Here is a 19,281-nt window from a genome sequence, read left to right as displayed (position 1 = left end):
TATTGTAGAAAGTGCGGCCCCTAAGCCCTTGCAGCGCACAATATGCGCCTGCCGCGCTCAGGGCCAAGCCCTGGCGCGCCAGAAAATACTGGCCGTATCGGCACCAAGCGCTGGATTTATATGCGCTTGTAGCTATCTATTTCAGAGTATCCGCTTGTCCTCTCGCCCGTCTCCCGCGCTGTCCCCTGCCCATGCCGTTTTGCAGGACGTTTTTGGCTACGAGCAGTTTCGCGGCCCGCAGCAGGCCATTGTTGAGCACGTGATCGCCGGTGGCGATGCGCTGGTGCTCATGCCCACCGGCGGCGGCAAGAGCCTGTGTTACCAGGTGCCGGCCATCGTGCGCCAGCGGCAGGGGCGCGGGGTGACCATCGTGGTCTCTCCGCTGATCGCGCTGATGCACGACCAGGTAGGGGCACTGCACGAGGCGGGGGTGGATGCGGCCTTTTTGAACTCTACGCTGAGTTTTGACGAGGCGCAGGATGTGGAGCTGCGCCTGCAGACTGGCGACATCACCCTGCTGTACACCGCGCCCGAGCGGCTGAATACGCCGCGTTTTCTGGGCCTGCTCGATAGCCTGTACGAAGGCGGTCACCTCTCGCTGTTTGCCATCGACGAGGCGCACTGCGTGAGCCAGTGGGGCCACGACTTCCGCCCCGAATACCGCGCGCTCACAGTGCTGCACGAGCGCTATGCGGGCGTGCCACGCATTGCGCTCACGGCCACGGCCGACGACCTCACACGCGCCGACATCATCGAGCGGCTTCAGCTGGAAGATGCGCGGCTGTTCATCAGCAGCTTCGACCGGCCCAACATCCGCTACACCATCGTCGAGAAGAAGGACGCCACCACCCAGCTGCTGCGCTTCATCGAGCGCGAGCACGCGGGCGAGGCGGGCGTGGTGTATTGCCAGTCGCGCAAGCGCGTGGAGGAGCTGGCGTCCACCCTGAGCGACGCGGGCATCACCGCCCTGCCCTACCACGCGGGGCTGGACACCAAGGTGCGCCAGAAGAACCAGGACCGCTTTCTGCGCGAGGAGGGCATCGTGATGGTGGCCACCATCGCTTTCGGCATGGGCATCGACAAGCCCGACGTGCGCTTTGTGGCCCACGTGGACATGCCCAAGAACATCGAGGGCTACTACCAGGAGACCGGCCGCGCGGGCCGCGACGGCCTGAATGCCGATGCCTGGATGGCCTACGGCCTGAACGACGTGGTCAACCAGCGCCGCATGATCGACGAGAGCCCGGCTGGCGAGGAGTTCAAGCAGGCGCTGCGCGGCAAGCTCGACGCGCTGCTGGCGCTGGCCGAGGCCACCGACTGCCGCCGCGTGCGGCTGCTGGCCTATTTTGGCGAGCAGTCCACGCCGTGCGGCAACTGCGACAACTGCATCAGCCCGCCCGCCGTGTGGGATGCGACCGATGCCGCCCGCAAGCTGCTGTCCACCATCTACCGCGTGAACCAGGCCAGCGGCATCAGTTTTGGCACGGGGCACATCATGGACATCCTGCGCGGCAAGAAGACCGAGAAGGTCGCGCAGTTCGGGCACGAAAAAATCTCCACCTTCGGCATTGGCGCGAACCTGACCGAGCCCCAGCTGCGCGGCGTGCTGCGTCAGCTGATCGCCACGGGCGCACTGGGCCTGCAGAAGGTGATGCTGGACAGCGGCCACAGCTTTGACACCCTGTGCCTCACCGAGGGCTCGCGTGCCGTGCTCAAGGGCGAGGTGCCGGTGCAGCTGCGCGAATCGGTGTCGTCCGCCCCCGCCCCCGCCAAGCGCACCCGCAAGGGCAGCGCACCGCCAGCCGCTGCCGCCAATCTGGGCCCCGATGCACAGGTGCGCTTCATCAACCTCAAGGCCTGGCGCGCCGAGGTGGCGCGCGAGCACAACCTGCCTGCGTATGTGATTTTTCACGACGCCACCCTGGCGGCGATTGCCGAGCGCAACCCAGGGTCGCTGGATGACTTGCAGGGCATCAGCGGTATGGGGGCGAAGAAGCTGGATGCGTATGGGGTAGAGGTACTTAGGGTGGTGGAAGGTCGTTGATTTCTGTCACGCCCGTGACGCACATCGCCCTGAATCTGCTGGCAATTTAGTTTGTTGCTTGCCCACCGAAAAGAGATACATTCAATCGGATTTTTCAATAACCACTGCTGTATTCAAGAGAGGGAGAGAGGGATGCATTCCAAGAAATTGATGGCTGTTGTGCTGCTGTCGGGAGCGGGCCTGGCGCAAGCGTTCGCACCACAAGCAGGGACCTGGGTCGTGAGCTCGGAACTGGATGGCAAACCAGGGCGGGGGCTGGCGATCGACGTTCAGAACGACACATTCGTGATGCAGATGTATGCCTATGAAAGCAGCGGACAGCCCACCTTTTATTTGGCAACAGGCAAGATTGCGAATGACCAGGTCGCAGCGCCCTTGATTCGTTACACCGGGGGGCGCTACCTGGGCAGCGGCCCGCTGTCAGGGAAAGAGGCGGGAACCGTTGGCACGGTACGGTTCCGTTTCACCAGCGGAGCCACGGGCTACATCACTCTCCCGGGTGAATCCGAGAAAGCCATCTCCCGGTTCAATTTCGGATATGCCTTTGCAGCATCCAGCCTTGTTGGAATCTGGGCCTTGACCTCTTTGGGCTCGGAGGGGCTTATCGCGGATGCCGTGCAGCTGACTAGCAACTTGGGCCCTACCTCCACCGGAAATGGCCTAGTCGCAACCTCGGACGGACTTTTCGGGTGCGAACACCAAACCTCTGGTGGATTGGCTGGAAACGTGCTGTGTATCAAGATCAATGCGCAAGGCCAATTGCAAAGATCCTATGTGTTCGCCTACAGCGTGAATGAAGGCGAAGGCTATTCCCAGCGCTCAGGTACCGGAACTCAACAGCTCCTGTCTATCCGAAGACTGACAACTCCGCAGGGCGTAGGCACGGGCCTCGTCTACAAATCGGACGAGCAACAGCCTGCGATTGAACATCCTGCGCTTCGGCTTCACATGGAGAACATTGCGACTGGCGGTTCTCTCAACTAAGCCCGATTGGCGCGCGGCAATATAGCCCGGCCACGACTCTATTGCCTGCAAAGTGAAAAGGGGACCAATTATTAGTTCCATCTGTCCGCCTTTGATGGAGTGACTGCACAGGGTGCTCTGGGGTGGTCCCAGCATGCCTATAGCGCCTGGGGTCGCGTCAGCAGATTGCGCATTGGCCAAATCGCACCGCGCGGCTGCGCGCCCTGCTGTCGGAATACCCGCAACCGCAATTCACACCCAGGATGGCGTCTTAGTGGGGTTGTGGGGCCAGATGTAGAGCAGCGCCGAACCTATCGGCTGCAACCCACCTAATCAGCCCTGTGGGCAGTTCGACCGAACGTGGCTTGCGCGGCAAGCAAGCAAAGAAAGCCGCGTACAGACCGGCGCAAGGAAGATCCGTGCAGGACTTACCGATGGTTCACGTGCATGCTTTGGCTGCGGTGGGGTAGAAGAGCTGCAGCTCAATGGCAGGCGGCGGTTTCTTCCTCCTCGATGCGGGGATAGAAGTCATGGTCTTCGCGCTGCATGCGCTCGAACACCCGGCGCAGCACCACATTGGCCTCGTCCCGAAAGCCCTGCGCATCGCGGCGCACGTTCTCGGCCGTGTTCCAGCGGCGCGCGAAGGCGTCGTAGGCGCTGGCAATCGAGGCCATCTCGCTCTGGTACTGGCGGCCCAAGCGCGCCAGTTCCACATTGCCGCCGCGCTGCAGCGCGGGGTAGAGCACCTGGTCTTCCACGGCCAAGTGCAGCTTGATGGTGCCGCTCATCGCCACAATGCCCTGGGCGATGGCCGTGGCGTTGGCCTCCACGCCTGCGTGGGCCAGGGCGCGCAAGGTGGCGATGCTGCGCAGGATGTTGGTGTGCTGGTGCTTGAATTTGTCGAGGTTCACGGTCAGTCCTTGTGGGATGAATGAAGGACCTGCGCTGCCGCCGAGGGGTGGCGGCGCGCGGCGCAGGTCGGTGGCGTATCAGCGGCGGGTCTCCGCGAGGTAGGCGCCAGCGTTGGCAGCAGGGGCCCGCGAGCCAAACACGCCGCTTACTACCTGCCAGGCCATGGCCAGCGCGCCGACAATGAAGACCACGTCGCCGAAGGTGCGCACCCAGCGCAGCGTCTGGATGAAAGGCTGCTGCATGAAGGCCTCACCCCGGGCGTACCACAGGCCTTCGCTCACGCTGGCGTGGAACTGGAACAAGCCGATGGGCAGCAGGCTGGTGGCAATCATCAGCACCAGGCCGGCGTTGAGCCACCAGAAGCCCGTCTTCATGAGCCGCTCGCTGAACACCAGCTGCGGCCGGATGTAGCGCAGCACCAGCAGCGTGAAGCCCAGCGCCAGGAAGCCATACACCCCGAACAGCGCGGCGTGGGCATGCACCGGCGTGGTGTTCAGGCCCTGCACGTAGTACAGCGAGATGGGCGGGTTGATCATGAAGCCGAAGACACCCGCGCCCAGCATGTTCCAGAAGGCCACGGCCACGAAGCACATCAGCGGCCAGCGCAGGCGGGCCATCCAGGGCGTGCGGTGCTGCAGGCGCCAGTGTTCCCAGGCCTCGTGGCCCAGCACGACCAGCGGCACCACTTCGAGCGCGCTGAAGGCCGCGCCCACCGCCATCACCGGGGTGGTGGTGCCTGCAAAGTACAGGTGGTGGAAGGTGCCGGGCACACCACCCAGCATGAACAGCGAGGCCGAGGCCAGGCTGGCCGTGGTGGCCATGCGCACCGACACGAGCCCCAGCGTCGAGAAGATGAAGGCCAGCGCCGTGGTGGCGAAGACCTCGAAGAAGCCCTCCACCCACAGGTGCACCACCCACCAGCGCCAGTACTCCATCACCGACAGGTGGGTGCGTTCGCCGTAGAAGAAGCCCGCGCCGTAGAACAGGCCGATGGCCACCACCGACGCCGTCAGCAGCGCCAGCAGGTTCTTGTCGCCGCCGCGGGTGCGCAGCGCCGGCACAATGCCGCGCAGCATGAGCACCAGCCAGAAGGCGATGCCGGTGAACTTGCCAATCTGCCACAGGCGGCCCAGGTCCACGTATTCATAGCCCTGGTGGCCCAGCCAGAAGTTCCACTCGGGCGGCATGATCTGCGCGATGGCCAGGTAGTTGCCCGTGAACGAGCCCACGACCACCACGACCAGCGCCCAGAACAGGATGTCCACACCGAGCTTCTGGTAGGCCGGGTCCTTGCCGCCGTTGATGAGCGGCGCGAGGAACAGGCCGGCGGCCAGGAAGCCCGTGGCGATCCAGAACAGCGCGCTCTGGATGTGCCAGGTGCGCACCAGCGAATACGGGAACCACTGCGATACGTTGATGCCGTAGAACTGCTGGCCTTCCACCGTGTAGTGGGCCGTGAAGCCGCCCAGCAGCACCTGGAAGCTGAACAGCGCCACGATGAGGAACAAATACTTGCCCAACCCGCGCTGCGACGGCGTGAGCGGCACACGCGAGAGCGGGTCGTGCTGGGGTGGCGTGGGTTCCACCTCGTCGTGCTTGCGCAGGAAGGACCAGCCCCACACGAGGAAGCCCACGCCCGCCATCATCACGACCACGCTCATCACCGACCAGACCATGTTCTCGGCCGTGGGCTTGTTGCCTATGAGTGGCTCGTGCGGCCAGTTGTTGGTGTACGTGGCCGTGGTGCCGGGGCGCTCGGTGGCGGCGGCCCAGGCCGTCCAGAAGAAGAAACCCGTCATCTGCGCGCGCCGCTCGGCGCTGGGCAGGGTGTTCTCCTTCATGGCGAAGTGCTCGCGGGTCTTGTGCAGCGCGGGCACGTCGCTGAAAAGCTGGTCGTAGTACAGCGCGGTCATCGCGATCGCGTCGGCCCGCACCGAGGACACCGTGGCCACACCCGTCTCGGGGCTGTAGGTGTTGGTGCGGTACTCGGTCTTCATGCGGTCGCGCAGCACGGCCTGGGCTGGGGCGTCGAGCTCGGCAAAGGGCTTGCCGTGCGCACGCTCGGCGGCGACGTCAAGCCAGTTGAGCAGCTCGCGGTGCAGCCAGTCGGCCGTCCAGTCGGGCGCCTGGTAGGCGCCGTGGCCCCAGATGGAACCCAGCTGCATGCCCCCCACCGACTGCCACGCGGTCTGTCCGTCGAGGATGCTGTCGTGGGTGAAAAGCACTTCGCCCCCTGCCGTGGCGATCTTCGCGGGGATGGGGGGCGCGGTGCGGTAGACCTCGGCGCCGTAGTAGCCCAGCAGGCTGAAGGTGACGATGAGCACGCCGATCAGCGTGAACCAGAGCTTGCGGTAGTTACCCATGGCGGGCCTCCTGCTTCAACAGAACAACAATGAAGGGGCGGCGCCAGCGTGCGCTGGCGGCATGGGGTCGGGGTCTTGTGGTCATGGCTTTTTTGGAACGGGTGAATCGGTGTCACTGCCCACATCGCAAGCGCCGGGCCAGGGCTGCCGGCCTATCAAATCAACCACTTACACCGGTCATGGTTTATTTGACCCTTCTCAAATGGGGTTTAATTCACCCATTAAAGGTAAATATCACCATGGACCATAGCCCCCTGCTGGCCGACCTGGCCACCGACCTGCCCCAGGCCGTGCGCCTGCAGCGGCTGGTGGACCACCTGCGCACCCGCTTTCACTGCGGCGCCGTGGCCCTGCTGCAGCTGGAAGAAGACCACCTGCGCCCCGTGGCCGTGGAGGGTCTGGTGCGCGAGGCGCTGGGCCGGCGCTTTGTGGTCAGCCAGCACCCCCGGCTCGCGGCCATCCTGGCGCGGCGCGAGGTGACCTGCTTCGACCACGACAGCACCCTGCCCGACCCCTACGACGGCCTGCTCGACACCCTGGTGGGCGAGCCCCTGCCCGTGCACGATTGCATGGGCGTGAGCCTGTGGGTGGACGGCAAGGCCTGGGGCGTGCTGACGCTCGACGCGCTGCAAACCGGCACCTTCGGCGAGGCCGCACGCGCCGCGCTGGCCGACTGCAAGGTGCTGGTGGAGGCGGCCGTGCGCATCTCGCGGCTGGAGCGCGAGGTGCAGGCGCTGCGCAGCGCCCCACACACCCGCAGCGCCGACGACGAGCGCACCACCCGCGCGGGCGATGGCGACATGGAGATCGTCGGCCAGAGCGAGCCCCTGCTGCGCCTGCTGCACGAGCTGGAGGTGGTGGCGGGCTCGGACCTGCCCGTGTTGTTGCTGGGCGAAACTGGTGTGGGCAAGGAGCTGTTCGCGCGCCTGCTGCACCGCCAGTCCACGCGCCGCACCAAGCCCCTGGTGCACGTGAACTGCGCGGCGCTGCCCGAGTCACTGGCCGAGAGCGAGCTCTTCGGCCACGTGCGCGGCGCGTTCTCCGGCGCGGTGGCCGACCGGCCAGGGCGCTTCGAGGCGGCCGAGGGCGGCACGCTGTTCCTCGACGAGGTGGGCGAGTTGCCGCTGGCCGTGCAGGCCAAGCTGCTGCGCACGCTGCAGAACGGCGAGATCCAGCGCCTGGGCGCCGACCGCCCGCGCCGCGTGGACGTGCGCGTGATCGCCGCCACCAACCGCAACCTGCGCGACCAGGTGCGCGACGGCGCGTTCCGCGCTGACTTGTACCACCGGCTATCGGTGTACCCCGTGCCCATCCCGCCGCTGCGCGAACGGGGCAACGATGTGCTGCTGCTGGCAGGCCGCTTTCTGGAACTGAACCGTGCCCGCCTGGGCCTGCGCAGCCTGCGGCTGTCTGCCAGCGCGCAGGACGCACTGCGCCGCTACCCCTGGCCCGGCAACATCCGCGAGCTGGAGCATGTAGTCAGCCGCGCGGCGCTCAAGGCCCTGAGCCGGGGCGTGAGCCGCGCCGACATCGTGACGCTGGAGCCCGCGCTGCTCGACCTGGACGCCGACGCGGCCAGCGCGGCCCATGCCCCGCTGAACACCAGCGCCCCCACCCCGGCGGCAGAGCTGCCCGCGACCGCCACCACCACAAACACCGCCGACAGCCCGCTGCGCGATGCCGTGGATGCCTGCCAACGGCACGCCATCACGCAGGCCCTGGCGCGCCACCAGGGCAACTGGGCCCAGGCCGCGCGTGCGCTGGAGGTGGACGCGAGCAACCTGCACAAACTGGCGCGCAGGCTGGGAATCAAATAGACAATCAAAATTGATAGCAAACAGTGCATGAATTTCTAGCGCTTGCGGCACTTTTCATTCAATTTCTTGCCCGGCACCCGCCACAGTGCTCCACCGGCCCGCGTTGCGCCACAATCGGCCCATGCTGACCCTCCAAGACATCCGCGACGCCGCCACCCGCCTGCAAGGCCAGGTGCTGGACACCCCCTGTGTGGAATCCAAGACGCTCTCGCAGATCGTGGGCGCGCAGGTCTTCCTCAAGTTCGAGAACCTGCAGTTCACCGCGTCCTTCAAAGAGCGCGGCGCCTGCAACCGGCTCACGCTGCTGACGGACGCTGAGCGCGCACGCGGCGTGGTGGCCATGAGTGCGGGCAACCATGCGCAGGGCGTGGCCTACCACGCGCAGCGACTGGGCCTGCGCGCCGTGATCGTGATGCCGCGTTTTACCCCCGGTGTGAAAGTGGAGCGCACGCGCGGTTTTGGCGCCGAGGTGGTGCTGCATGGCGACACCCTGGAAGAGGCACGCGCCCACGCCTACGCGCTGGCCGATGCGCAGGGCTTGACCTTTGTGCACCCGTATGACGATGAAGGCGTGGCCGCCGGCCAGGGCACGCTGGGCCTGGAGATGCTGCAAGCCGTGCCCGACCTGGACACGCTGGTGATTGCCGTGGGCGGCGGCGGGCTGATCTCGGGTGTGGCGACGGCGGCCAAGGCGATCAAGCCCGGCATCGAGGTCATCGGCGTGCAGACCATGCGCTTCCCGGCCATGGTCAACGCGGTCAAGGGCACGCACCACCCGCAGGGCACATCAACCATCGCCGAGGGCATTGCCGTGGGCACGCCGGGCAAGATCACGCAGGAGATCGTCAAGCGCCTGGTGGACGACCTGGTGCTGGTGGACGAGGGCGACATCGAGCAGGCGGTGCTGATGCTGCTGGAGATCGAAAAGACCCTGGTCGAAGGCGCAGGCGCCGCCGGCCTGGCGGCGCTGGTGCGCTACCCCGAACGCTTCCAGGGCAAGCGCGTGGGCCTGGTGCTGTGTGGCGGCAACATCGACCCGCTGCTGCTGGCGGCGATCATCGAACGCGGCATGGTGCGCTCGGGGCGCCTGGCGCGCATCAAGGTCAGCGCGCGCGATGTGCCCGGCGTGCTGGCGCGCATCACCGCCACCGTGGCCGACGCGGGGGCCAACATCGAGGAGGTGCACCACCAGCGCGCCTTCACCATGCTGGCCGCGCAGAACGTGGAGATCGAACTGGTGCTGCAAACCCGGGGCAAGACCCATGTGGATGAGGTGCTGGGGCAGTTGCGGGCGGCAGGCATGCAGGCCGACCTGATCTGAGAGCCTGTTCATAGAGACCACAGGGTTTTGTCCCTGCACAGGTTCTCGCGGCTAGAATTGCGCAAGTTTTAAGCATCTGGAGCCCCCCATGTCTGACCACAACACCTCGCACGCCCCCGCAACACCATCGAACGACCCTGTGGAAAACGTCGTTCACGTGGTCCCCGTGGTGCTGCCGGTGGTGGGCGGCATCATGATGTTCCTGCTGGCGTTCATCGCCGTGATGATGGCCTGACCGCTCCGGCAGGCCTCCACCACAGCCCCGCAGTGCGGGGCTTTTTTTTCGTCCAGCCCCCACTCCCATCCTCGTTTGACCTGGAGAACCCCCATGAGACCCGGACACGCACTCGTCCTCTTTTCCGGAGGCCAAGACTCCACCACCTGCCTGGCCTGGGCCCTGGAGAACTTTGTCCATGTCGAAACCATCGGCTTTGACTATGGCCAACGCCACCATATCGAACTGCAGGCGCGGCAGACGGTGCTGTCATCGCTGCGCGCGCAGTTTCCACAGTGGAACGCCCGGCTGGGCGATGACCACATGCTGGACCTGGCGGTCCTGGGCCACATCAGCGACACGGCGCTGACGAGCGACACCGAGATCCAGATGACCGCCGCCGGCCTGCCCAACACTTTTGTGCCCGGGCGCAACCTGCTGTTCTTCCAGCTGGCGGCCGCCGTGGGCTACCGGCGTGGCCTGCACACCCTGGTGGGCGGCATGTGCGAGACCGACTTTTCGGGCTACCCCGACTGCCGTGACGACACGCTCAAGGCGCTGCAGGTCGCGGTGTCGCTGGGCATGGGACAGCGTTTCACCTTCGATACCCCGCTGATGTGGCTGGACAAGGCCGAGACCTGGGAGCTGGCCCGGTCGCTGGGCGGGCAGGCACTGGTCGATCTGATCGTGAACGACTCGCACACCTGCTATCACGGCGTGCGCGACACGCTGCATGCCTGGGGCTACGGCTGTGGCACCTGCCCGGCATGCGCGCTGCGCAAGACCGGCTATGAACGCTGGAACGGTGCCACGACCGCCTAGCCCCAGAGCCCAGGGATATGGGGCAAGAACCATGCATAAACCTATGTTATTTTTGCATGGTTTTGACCCCTGTCTGACAGACAAACCGGCGGCAGATTCATAAAATTGACATCCCAGCCGACCCGCGGAATCCGTGGAACTAGCCTCCACCCGTGGGGCTGACACACGCTCCCGCCCGCCGACTGAGCACGAAAGCCGTTTTTTCAAAGGCAGCGCTCAGCACCGCAACTGCGCCAGGCCTCGCCGTGACCCGCCCGGTCCGCTTCCTTTGAAAAAACGTTTTTTCAACTTAGGAAGCTCCCCGATGAACGCACCCACGATGCAGGGCCTGAATCTCAACGCCCCCGCTTACGTCAAAAACGCCCGGCTGCTCGCCTGGGTGGCCGACATGGCCGCCCTGTGCAAACCCGACACCATTTACTGGTGCGACGGCTCCCAGGAAGAGTACGACCGCCTGTGCCAGCAGCTGGTCGATGCTGGCACCTTCAAGAAGCTGAACCCCGCCAAGCGCCCCGGCAGCTTCCTGGCCTGGTCTGACCCATCGGACGTGGCCCGTGTAGAAGACCGCACCTACATCTGCTCGGCCGCCAAGGAAGACGCCGGCCCCACCAACAACTGGATGGCTCCCGCTGAAATGCGCGCCACGCTGCAGCCACTGTTTGACGGCTGCATGAAGGGCCGCACCATGTACGTGGTGCCGTTCAGCATGGGCCCACTGGGCAGCCACATCGCCCACATCGGCGTGGAGCTGACCGACAGCGCCTACGTGGCCGTGAACCAGCGCCTGATGACCCGCATGGGCAAGGCCGTGTACGACGTGCTGGGTGTGGAAGGCGAGTTCGTGCCTTGCATGCACACCGTGGGCGCGCCCCTGGCCGAAGGCGAGAAGGACACCACCAGCTGGCCTTGCAACCCCAAGGTCAAGTACATCGTGCACTACCCTGAAACGCGCGAGATCTGGTCCTATGGCTCGGGCTACGGCGGCAACGCGCTGCTGGGCAAGAAGTGCCTGGCCCTGCGCATCGCTTCCACCATGGGCCGCGACCAGGGCTGGCTGGCCGAGCACATGCTCATCCTGGGTGTGACCAACCCCGCCGGCAAGAAGTACCACGTGGCAGCGGCCTTCCCCAGCGCCTGCGGCAAGACCAACTTCTCGATGCTGGTGCCTCCCGAGGCGGGCTTTGCCGGCTGGAAGGTCACCACCATCGGTGATGACATCGCCTGGATCAAGCCCCATGCCGATGGCAAGATGTACGCCATCAACCCCGAGGCTGGCTACTTCGGCGTGGCTCCCGGCACCAACATGCACACCAACCCCAACTGCATGCGCAGCCTGGACAAGGACGTGATCTTCACCAACGTGGCCCTGACGGACGACGGCGACGTGTGGTGGGAAGGCATGGAAAAGGACACGGGCAAGCTGCCCGACCACCTGATCGACTGGCAAGGCAAGGACTGGACGCCCCAGATCGCCAAGGAAACTGGCGCCAAGGCCGCCCACCCCAACTCGCGCTTCACGGTGGCTGCCACCAACAACCCCGCACTGGACGCCCAGTGGGATGACGCCAATGGCGTGGCCATCGATGCCTTCATCTTCGGCGGCCGTCGCTCGACCACGGTGCCCCTGGTGACCGAAGCCCGTAGCTGGACCGAAGGTGTGTACATGGCTGCCACCATGGGCTCCGAGACCACTGCCGCTGCGTTTGGCGCCCAGGGCGTGGTGCGCCGCGACCCGTTTGCCATGCTGCCGTTCTGCGGCTACAACATGAGCGACTACTTCCAGCACTGGCTCAACATGGAAGGCAAGATTGCCGCCACCGGCAAGGCGCTGCCCAAGGTGTTCTGCGTGAACTGGTTCCGCAAGGACGAGGCCGGCAAGTTCGTCTGGCCCGGTTATGGCGACAACATGCGCGTGCTCAAGTGGATGATTGACCGCATCGAAGGCCAGGCCCAAGGCCAGGAAACCATGTTCGGCGTGGCCCCGCAGTACGCAGAGATCAACTGGACGGGCCTGGACTTCAGCGCCCAGAAGTTTGACGCCGTGACCAGCATCGACAAGGCGGCCTGGGCCGAAGAGTTCAAGCTGCACGATGCGCACTTCGAACAGCTGGCTTACCACCTGCCAAAGGCGTTGCTCGATACCAAGGCGCAACTGCAAAAGCGTTTGGCAGCCTGACGCTACGACATTGAGTCAAGGAAGCTGACCATTCAAAGCCGTCCCGCTCTTGCGGGGCGGCTTTTTTTCGCGTGCGGACACTGCAAAAGCACACTGCACGGCGCGCAACGGGGCATAAAAAAAGCCGTGGCGTTGGCCACGGCTTTGAATCGGAGTCTCTGCGCAGCGTGCGCCGCGCAAAAGCTTCAGTAGTACTTGCGGATGCTGTTCACCGTGGGAATGCCCATGGCATGGTTCAGTTCAGCCATGATCCGTGGGTCCTTCAGGGCAACTTGCCAGGTGCGCTGATCTTCAGCAGCGCGGCGGCGGCTTTCAGCCCATGCCAGCGCAGTGCCGCGTAGCACAACACCGGCGCGGCGCGCGGGGCTGGTCAGGAGCGCCAGGGCCGCAAAGGCCACTAGCCACAGCACCATCCAGGCAGCCAGCAGGTGGCCTTCGGTCCAGGTGTCGATGACTTGGTTGGCCACCACCAGCAGCGCGGAGACCACGGCGGCCAACAGCAGGGAGGCTGCGCCACGCGCGCCGTCAAAATGGGCGGCAGCGCTCTTCAGAGCGGCAGCGGCGTTTTCGGCGCGGACAACGCCGGGGTGTTCGGTGGGGTACTCAACGTGTGCAAAGGCGGTCATTTCGGTTTCCCTTTTCTAACGCTTGTGGCGAGATTGCCGGGCGATACGGTGATACTAGGGTTTACCCTTTGCATGTTCAAGTTTATATTTTGAATCATTGATATTCATATCAGTGATGAATATGCTCTCGGGTGACCATGACTCCCTTGAACTTCCGCTCCCTGGACCTGAACCTGCTGCGCGTCTTTGACGAAGTGATGGCCGAGCGCAGCCTCACCCGGGCTGCGCACAAGCTCTCTATCACCCAGCCGGCCGTCAGCAATGCCATGCGGCGCCTGCGCGATGTGGTGGGCGATGAACTGGTGGTGCGCAGCGGCCAGGGGGTGGAGCCCACGCCACGTGCACTGGCCCTGTGGCCGCCCGTGCGCGAGGCGCTGGCCCATTTGCAGGAGTCCCTGGCGCCGGGGCAGTTTGACCCGGCAACGGCGGAGTCCACCTTTGTGCTGGCCATGGCCGATGCCACGGCGGCGACGCTGGTGCCGGCCCTGGTGGAGATCATCGAACGCGAAGCCCCCGGCATCTCCATCCGCGTGCTGCCACTGACCACGCGCGACCCCCGGCGTCTGCTCGAAGAAGAGGCGGCCGACATGGCTGTGGGTTACTTTCCAGCGGCACTGGCCGACCTCACGGCGCGGGCACAGTCCGGCGGCGTGGTCGCCTTTGAAAGCCGCCGGCTGTACGACGGCGAATACGTGTGCGTGATGCGCCAGGGCCACCCTCTGGCCGACGCGCCCCTGACACTGGACACCTACTGTGCAGCGCGGCACATGCTGGTGAGTTTTTCGGGCCGGCCCTTTGGTTTCATCGACGAAGCCCTGGCGTCGCTGGGCCGCGAGCGCAAGGTGGTGATCACGGTCAACCAATTCTTCACGGCCGGTCGGGTGGTGTCGGGCTCGGACCTGCTGACCGTGCTGCCGCGCCACTTTGTGCCAGTAACCGGCATCGCCGACGCCTTGGTGCAACGGGCTTTGCCGCTGGACGTGCCCGCCGTGCACGTGGATGCCCTGTGGCGCCGGCGCGGCCCCCAGCAGGCTGCGATGACCTGGCTGCTGCAGGCACTTGCACGGTCAGCCCGGCGCACCTTTCCGGAGCAGGGCCTGCACGGCACGCCTTAGACTGCACGGCTGATGAATATCCAGCTTTTGTCCGACCTCCATCTGGAGGCACACCCCCACTTTGTGCCCGAGCCCGCCCCTGGCGCCGATGTGCTGGTGCTGGCGGGGGACGTGGGCTCCTACCAGCAGGGCTCTCAACTGGACGACGACGACTTCGGCCTGGCCCGGTTTTCGCCGTTGTCCCAATATGCAGGCTGGCCGACCCCCGTGCTGTTTGTGCCCGGCAACCATGAGTACGACGCCCAGGACTTCGATGGCGCGCACCTGCGGCTGCGCCGGACCTGCGACCGCCTGGGCATTGCGTGGCTCGAACGTGAAACCCTGGTGCTGCAAGGCGTGCGCTTTGTCGGCACGACGCTCTGGAGCGATTTCGACGCGCTGGCCGACCATGAAGGCACCACCGACCTCACGCGCCGGCTCAAGCTGCGCGACAAGGCTTTTCGCGCGGCCAACTTCTACCTGCGCAAGACCGGTGGCACGCGCCACGCGGAGCCGTTTCTGGCCGAACCCATGCGCGATCAGGCGCTGGTCTGCCAGCAGTGGCTGCGCGATGCGCTGCAGCAGCCATTTGACGGTGCCACCGTGGTTGTCACCCACTTTGCGCCCAGCCTGCGCAGCGCCGACCCCCGCTACGGCCTGGTGCCTGGCACGGCGGGGTTTTGCAACGCGCTGGACGACCTGCTGATGTACACCCCGCTGTGGCTGCACGGCCACCTGCATGCGCCCAGCGACTACACCGCCCAGGGCACGCACAGCGATGGCTCCGCCTGGCAGTGCCGGGTGGTGGCCAACCCGCTGGGTTATGCGCGCAAGGGCGAGCAGATAGCGTTTCAGCCGCGCTGCATGGTCACCGTATGATCGGTGCGCGGTTCGTACGAATCCGCCACGCGCCGAACAGAACAACATGACCCAGGTCAAGACAACAGGCACCCGCGCAGAGTAGTCTGCTTCATCCTTTTTCGGAGAACACCATGAACATCCTGCTTGCTGTCGATGGCAGCGCCTACACCAAGAAAATGCTGGCCTACCTGGCCACCCACGAAGAACTGCTGGGCGGCACCCACACCTACACCGTGCTGACGGTGCAGGCCCCGCTGCCTCCCCGCGCACGCGCCGCGCTGGGCAAGGAAGTGGTCGACAACTACCACGCGGAAGAAGCCGAAAAAATCCTCGCCCCGGTGTGCAAGTTCCTGGGCCGCCACGGGGTGGATGCCAAGCGCAGCGTCAAGGTCGGCGCGGTGGGCGAGACCATTGCCAAGGTGGCAGACACCGGCAAGTTCGACCTGCTGGTCATGGGCTCGCACGGCCATGGCGCCATCGCCACGCTGGTGATGGGCTCGGTGACCACCCAGGTGCTGGCCCACAGCAAGGTGCCGCTGCTGATCGTTCGCTGAACGCACAGGTCCACAGCGCACAACGGCGCAACGCCCACCCCAAAGCCCTGCCTTGCAGGGCTTTTTTTCATCTCGTTACGACCAAGGGGTTATTGAATAACCAATCAGTTTACTTTCGTACCAAATGGTTATACATTCGCGCCACGCCCATCTTGGCGTGTCATTTCCATCGAAACCGAGAGGAACGACCCATGAAGAAGACCCTGATTGCACTCGCTTTGACCGCTGGCGCCACCTTCAGCGCCATGGCGCAAGACATCGTCGATACCGCCGTGAAGGCGGGCAACTTCAAGACCCTGGTGGCCGCCGTGCAGGCCGCCGGTCTGGTGGACACCCTCAAGGGCCCCGGCCCGTTCACAGTGTTTGCCCCCACCGACGAAGCGTTCGCCAAGATCCCCAAGGCCACGCTGGACGGCCTGCTGGCTGACAAGGCCGCACTGACCAAGGTGCTGACCTACCACGTGGTGCCCGGCAAGGTCATGGCCAAGGATGTGAAGGCGGGCAAGGTCAAGACCGTGCAAGGCCAGGAACTCACCGTCACCACCAACATGGGCGTGATGGTGGACCAGTCCAAGGTCATCGCCGCCGACGTGGCCGCCAGCAACGGCGTGATCCATGCGATCGACACGGTGCTGATGCCCAAGTAAGCCACAGGCACCACCGCTCTTTTCACCCACCATCCATTCACGAGGAGAAGCCGCCATGAACACCGTATTCAATCGCCGCACCGTCCTGATGGCCGCCGCCCTGGGCGCCAGCACCACCCTGTTGCAGGCCTGCGGGGGCAGCGACGACGAACCCCAGCGCAACATCGTCGAGCTGGCGCAAAACACCCCCGAGCTGAGCATCCTGGTCGAAGCCGTGGTCGCAGCTGGCCTGGCGCCCACGCTGAGCACAGGCACGCTCACCGTGTTCGCGCCCACCAACGCGGCGTTTGCGGCGTTGCTGACCGAACTGGGCGTGACCAAGGAAGCGCTGCTGGCCAACAAGCCCCTGCTGACCGCCGTGCTGACCTACCACGTGCTGGGCAGCAAGGTGATGCGGGCTGATGTGCCTCTGGGCAAGGCGATCACGCCGGTGTCGGGCGGCTTCTTCAAGGTCGAGTCGAACAACGGCCTGAAGATCACCGATGGCCGCAACCGCGTGAGCACCATCACCAGCACCGACATCCAGGCCAGCAACGGCGTGGTGCATCTGGTGGACAAGGTGCTGCTGCCCGCCGACAAGGACATCGTGGCCACGGCCTCGGCCCTGCCGGACTTCAGCATCCTCGTCGAGGCCGTAGTGGCCGCGGGCCTGGTGAGCACACTGCAAGGCGCGGGCCCTTTCACCGTGTTTGCCCCCACCAACGCCGCGTTTGCGGCGCTGCTGACCGAGCTGGGCGTGACCAAGGACGCGTTGCTGGCCAACAAGACCCTGCTGACCCAGGTGCTGACCTACCACGTGGTGCCCGCGCGCGTGCTCAAGGCCGAAGTGCCTGTGAACACCGCCATCACCACCGTGCAGGGCCAGACCTTCAGCATCAATTCCAGCTTGGTGATCACCGACCAGAACATGCGCACCAGCAATATTGTGGCGACCGACGTATTCACCAGCAACGGCGTGATCCACGTGGTGGACAAGGTGATCCTGCCGAAGTGACAGGGCCCCAGGTGCTGCGCGGCTCCACCGGCGCAGCACCCACACAGCAAAAAGCCCGGCGTGCCGGGCTTTTTGCTGTGTGGCCTATGAAGCCGCCCGGCTCAACGCGCCGCCAGGCCGTCAAAACAGGTGCGCACCACCAGGTCCACGATTTCGGCGTCCGAGTACTGCCCGCCTTCCTTGAGGAAGCTCACCACCGGGTCGCACGCACGCGCATACAGGGTGTACAGCACGACCAGCGGTGGCAGCGTGGGGCTGATCACCCCCTGGGCCTGGGCCTGGGTGATCCATTCGCCGATCTGGTCGCTCACGGCCACCAGTCCGTTCAGGTAGTCCTTGTTGGCCATGAGCACCGCACGCAGCGTGGAGTTGCGGCTGGGCAGCAGGGGCATCTCGTTGGTCAGCAGCCGCTCCAGCGACCAGCGCACCAGCGCATGCAGCTTTTCCAGCGGCGGCATGTCGGCCGGCAACCCTGCCAGATAAGCCTGTACGCGCCCCAGGATCTGCACCATGGCGGCGCTGCACAGCTCTTCCTTGCTGCAGAAATGCTTGTACAGGCTGGCCTTGGCGATACCGACGGCGTTGGCCACGTCGTCCATGGTCATGGCGTCGAAGGCTTTTTCGCCCAGCAGGCGGCAGGCGGACTGGAGGATGGCATCCTCGCGGGCCTGATGCATCTGCTCCTTGAAAGAAACTTTGGGTTGCGGCGTTTGCATGGCGTCCATTTTATACATTGCAGTAAAAAAATAAATGACTAAGTTGCAATGCAACTACGTCGTTCACGTTTTTGACAGCACAAACCGTGCCTTGCGCCCCGCATGTGGCGAACAGCAAGGCCGTGTCAGGACACCAGCGCCTGGGCCGCGGCGCCCGTCAGCGCTGCCGACAATGCATCCAGCAGCTCGGACTCCAGGTTCCAGCAATGCCAGTACAGCTGGATCGGCAGCGACCGGCCTGGGGCCAAGTCCACCATGCTGCCGTCGGCCAGCGCCTGCCGCGCCATCAGCTCGGGCATCACCCCCACGGCCCAGCCAGCGGCCACCGCACGCATCTGCGCCTCAGAGCCCGGCACAAACAGGTGGTTGAGCGCCACGCGCTTGAGCCCGAACGCACGGGCCACAAACTCGGCCGCCATGTCGTCCTTGCGGTTGAACGACAGAAACGACACGTCGCGGAAGTTGTGGGGCGTCAGCCCCTGCGGCAGGTACTGCTGCGCGTAACTGGCCGACGCCACCGCCACATAAGGCATGGCCCCGAGCGGCACCATCTTGCAACCACGCAGCGCCTGCTTGAGCGTGGTCACACAGCCCAGCACCTGGCCCGAGCGCAGCCATTCCTGCGTGAAATCCTGGTCGTCCACGATGATTTCGAGCGGCAGGCGCTGGCGCACCAGATCGTGCAGCGCACCCATGGCCCAGGTGGCGATGCTGTCGGCGTTGATGGCGATCGAGATGCGCTCGTCTTCGCGCGAGCCCCCCGGCGCGCTGGGCGCCAGCTCCTGCAGGTCGCGCTCCAGGTCGGCGCGCAACAGGCGCATCTGCTTGGTGTGCTTGAGCAGCAGCTGCCCAGCCGACGTGGGCCGCAGCGGGCGGCTGCGCACGATGAGCACCGAGCCCACCTGCGCCTCCAGCGCGCGCAGGCGCTGCGAGACGGCCGACTGCGTGACGTTCAGGCGCTGCGCGGCGCGCTCGAAGCCGCCCTCTTCAACGATGGCGGCAAGGCATTCCAGGGCGGCGGGATCGTAGGTGCTCATGGTCTCGGGCTCGAACAAAAGAGGGTTGTCTCCGCAGCGCTATTCATTAGGTGCGCTGATGTTTTTGGAGTAAGTTTAATTTTGCTTTTAGTTGAATGCAATGTCGCGCACACTGCGCCC

Annotated in this window: 17 protein-coding genes; 12 read left to right on the top strand and 5 right to left on the bottom strand. The window is 65.1% G+C overall.

What is annotated here, in order from left to right:
• Positions 1–178: 178 nt before the first annotated feature.
• Together recQ and ACTJKQ_RS07095 are read left to right on the top strand one after the other, a co-directional pair.
• Positions 179–2,044 (top strand): DNA helicase RecQ, encoded by a 1,866-nt coding sequence (gene recQ, locus ACTJKQ_RS07100; RefSeq protein ID WP_440596527.1) that lies wholly within the window; start codon positions 179–181, stop codon positions 2,042–2,044.
• Positions 2,045–2,176: 132 nt separating this feature from the next.
• Positions 2,177–3,028, top strand: coding sequence for a hypothetical protein (locus ACTJKQ_RS07095; protein WP_288853644.1), 852 nt, complete (start codon positions 2,177–2,179; stop codon positions 3,026–3,028).
• 461 nt (positions 3,029–3,489) lie between these two features.
• On the opposite strand, the gene ACTJKQ_RS07090 is transcribed toward ACTJKQ_RS07095, so the two are convergent.
• Together ACTJKQ_RS07090 and ACTJKQ_RS07085 are read right to left on the bottom strand one after the other, a co-directional pair.
• Positions 3,490–3,918, bottom strand: a complete 429-nt coding sequence (locus ACTJKQ_RS07090; RefSeq protein WP_440596429.1) for a hemerythrin domain-containing protein — start codon at positions 3,916–3,918, stop codon at positions 3,490–3,492.
• A gap of 78 nt (positions 3,919–3,996) precedes the next feature.
• Entirely contained in the window at positions 3,997–6,282 is a 2,286-nt protein-coding gene (locus ACTJKQ_RS07085) for a nitric-oxide reductase large subunit (RefSeq protein ID WP_440596428.1), read from the bottom strand.
• A 239-nt stretch (positions 6,283–6,521) separates the two neighbouring features.
• Between ACTJKQ_RS07085 and norR the strand changes: the two genes are divergently transcribed.
• The 5 genes from norR (at position 6,522) to ACTJKQ_RS07060 (ending at position 12,632) form a co-directional block, all read left to right on the top strand.
• The gene (norR, locus tag ACTJKQ_RS07080) at positions 6,522–8,099 is read left to right on the top strand and encodes a nitric oxide reductase transcriptional regulator NorR (RefSeq protein WP_440596427.1); all 1,578 of its coding nucleotides are present in this window, start codon (positions 6,522–6,524) and stop codon (positions 8,097–8,099) included.
• Positions 8,100–8,220: 121 nt separating this feature from the next.
• Positions 8,221–9,420, top strand: a complete 1,200-nt coding sequence (locus tag ACTJKQ_RS07075; RefSeq protein ID WP_288852468.1) for a threonine ammonia-lyase — start codon at positions 8,221–8,223, stop codon at positions 9,418–9,420.
• 88 nt (positions 9,421–9,508) lie between these two features.
• On the top strand, positions 9,509–9,655 hold the full coding sequence (locus ACTJKQ_RS07070) for a hypothetical protein (RefSeq protein ID WP_165836532.1): 147 nt from the start codon (positions 9,509–9,511) through the stop codon (positions 9,653–9,655).
• Between the two features lie 93 nt (positions 9,656–9,748).
• The gene (gene queC, locus ACTJKQ_RS07065; protein ID WP_440596426.1) at positions 9,749–10,456 is read left to right on the top strand and encodes a 7-cyano-7-deazaguanine synthase QueC; all 708 of its coding nucleotides are present in this window, start codon (positions 9,749–9,751) and stop codon (positions 10,454–10,456) included.
• A 304-nt stretch (positions 10,457–10,760) separates the two neighbouring features.
• Complete coding sequence (locus ACTJKQ_RS07060) at positions 10,761–12,632, top strand: phosphoenolpyruvate carboxykinase (GTP) (protein WP_440596425.1); 1,872 nt, start codon at positions 10,761–10,763, stop codon at positions 12,630–12,632.
• A gap of 185 nt (positions 12,633–12,817) precedes the next feature.
• Here the strand turns inward: ACTJKQ_RS07060 and ACTJKQ_RS07055 are convergent, their stop codons facing one another.
• Complete coding sequence (locus ACTJKQ_RS07055; protein WP_440596424.1) at positions 12,818–13,258, bottom strand: hypothetical protein; 441 nt, start codon at positions 13,256–13,258, stop codon at positions 12,818–12,820.
• A 137-nt stretch (positions 13,259–13,395) separates the two neighbouring features.
• On the opposite strand from ACTJKQ_RS07055, the gene ACTJKQ_RS07050 reads away from it, so the two are divergent.
• The 5 genes from ACTJKQ_RS07050 to ACTJKQ_RS07030 all read left to right on the top strand — a co-directional run bounded on the left by ACTJKQ_RS07050 (position 13,396) and on the right by ACTJKQ_RS07030 (position 17,408).
• A complete protein-coding gene (locus ACTJKQ_RS07050; protein WP_440596423.1) occupies positions 13,396–14,373 on the top strand; it encodes a LysR family transcriptional regulator in 978 nt (325 codons plus the stop codon).
• A 12-nt stretch (positions 14,374–14,385) separates the two neighbouring features.
• Entirely contained in the window at positions 14,386–15,231 is an 846-nt protein-coding gene (locus tag ACTJKQ_RS07045; protein ID WP_440596422.1) for a metallophosphoesterase, read from the top strand.
• A 113-nt stretch (positions 15,232–15,344) separates the two neighbouring features.
• Positions 15,345–15,767, top strand: a complete 423-nt coding sequence (locus ACTJKQ_RS07040; protein ID WP_015011999.1) for a universal stress protein — start codon at positions 15,345–15,347, stop codon at positions 15,765–15,767.
• A 191-nt stretch (positions 15,768–15,958) separates the two neighbouring features.
• Positions 15,959–16,414, top strand: a complete 456-nt coding sequence (locus ACTJKQ_RS07035; RefSeq protein ID WP_056057084.1) for a fasciclin domain-containing protein — start codon at positions 15,959–15,961, stop codon at positions 16,412–16,414.
• Positions 16,415–16,469: 55 nt separating this feature from the next.
• Complete coding sequence (locus ACTJKQ_RS07030) at positions 16,470–17,408, top strand: fasciclin domain-containing protein (RefSeq protein WP_146870307.1); 939 nt, start codon at positions 16,470–16,472, stop codon at positions 17,406–17,408.
• A 101-nt stretch (positions 17,409–17,509) separates the two neighbouring features.
• On the opposite strand, the gene ACTJKQ_RS07025 is transcribed toward ACTJKQ_RS07030, so the two are convergent.
• Positions 17,510–18,133, bottom strand: coding sequence for a TetR/AcrR family transcriptional regulator (locus ACTJKQ_RS07025; protein ID WP_082522288.1), 624 nt, complete (start codon positions 18,131–18,133; stop codon positions 17,510–17,512).
• Between the two features lie 116 nt (positions 18,134–18,249).
• Complete coding sequence (locus ACTJKQ_RS07020; protein WP_056057711.1) at positions 18,250–19,161, bottom strand: LysR family transcriptional regulator ArgP; 912 nt, start codon at positions 19,159–19,161, stop codon at positions 18,250–18,252.
• Between the last annotated feature and the right edge of the window lie 120 nt (positions 19,162–19,281).

This window comes from Acidovorax sp. 22279 (assembly GCF_052045435.1).
GTDB lineage: Bacteria > Pseudomonadota > Gammaproteobacteria > Burkholderiales > Burkholderiaceae_C > Acidovorax > Acidovorax delafieldii.
Note: the sequence above shows the minus strand (reverse complement) of the source record. Positions and strands in the feature narration are given on the sequence as shown.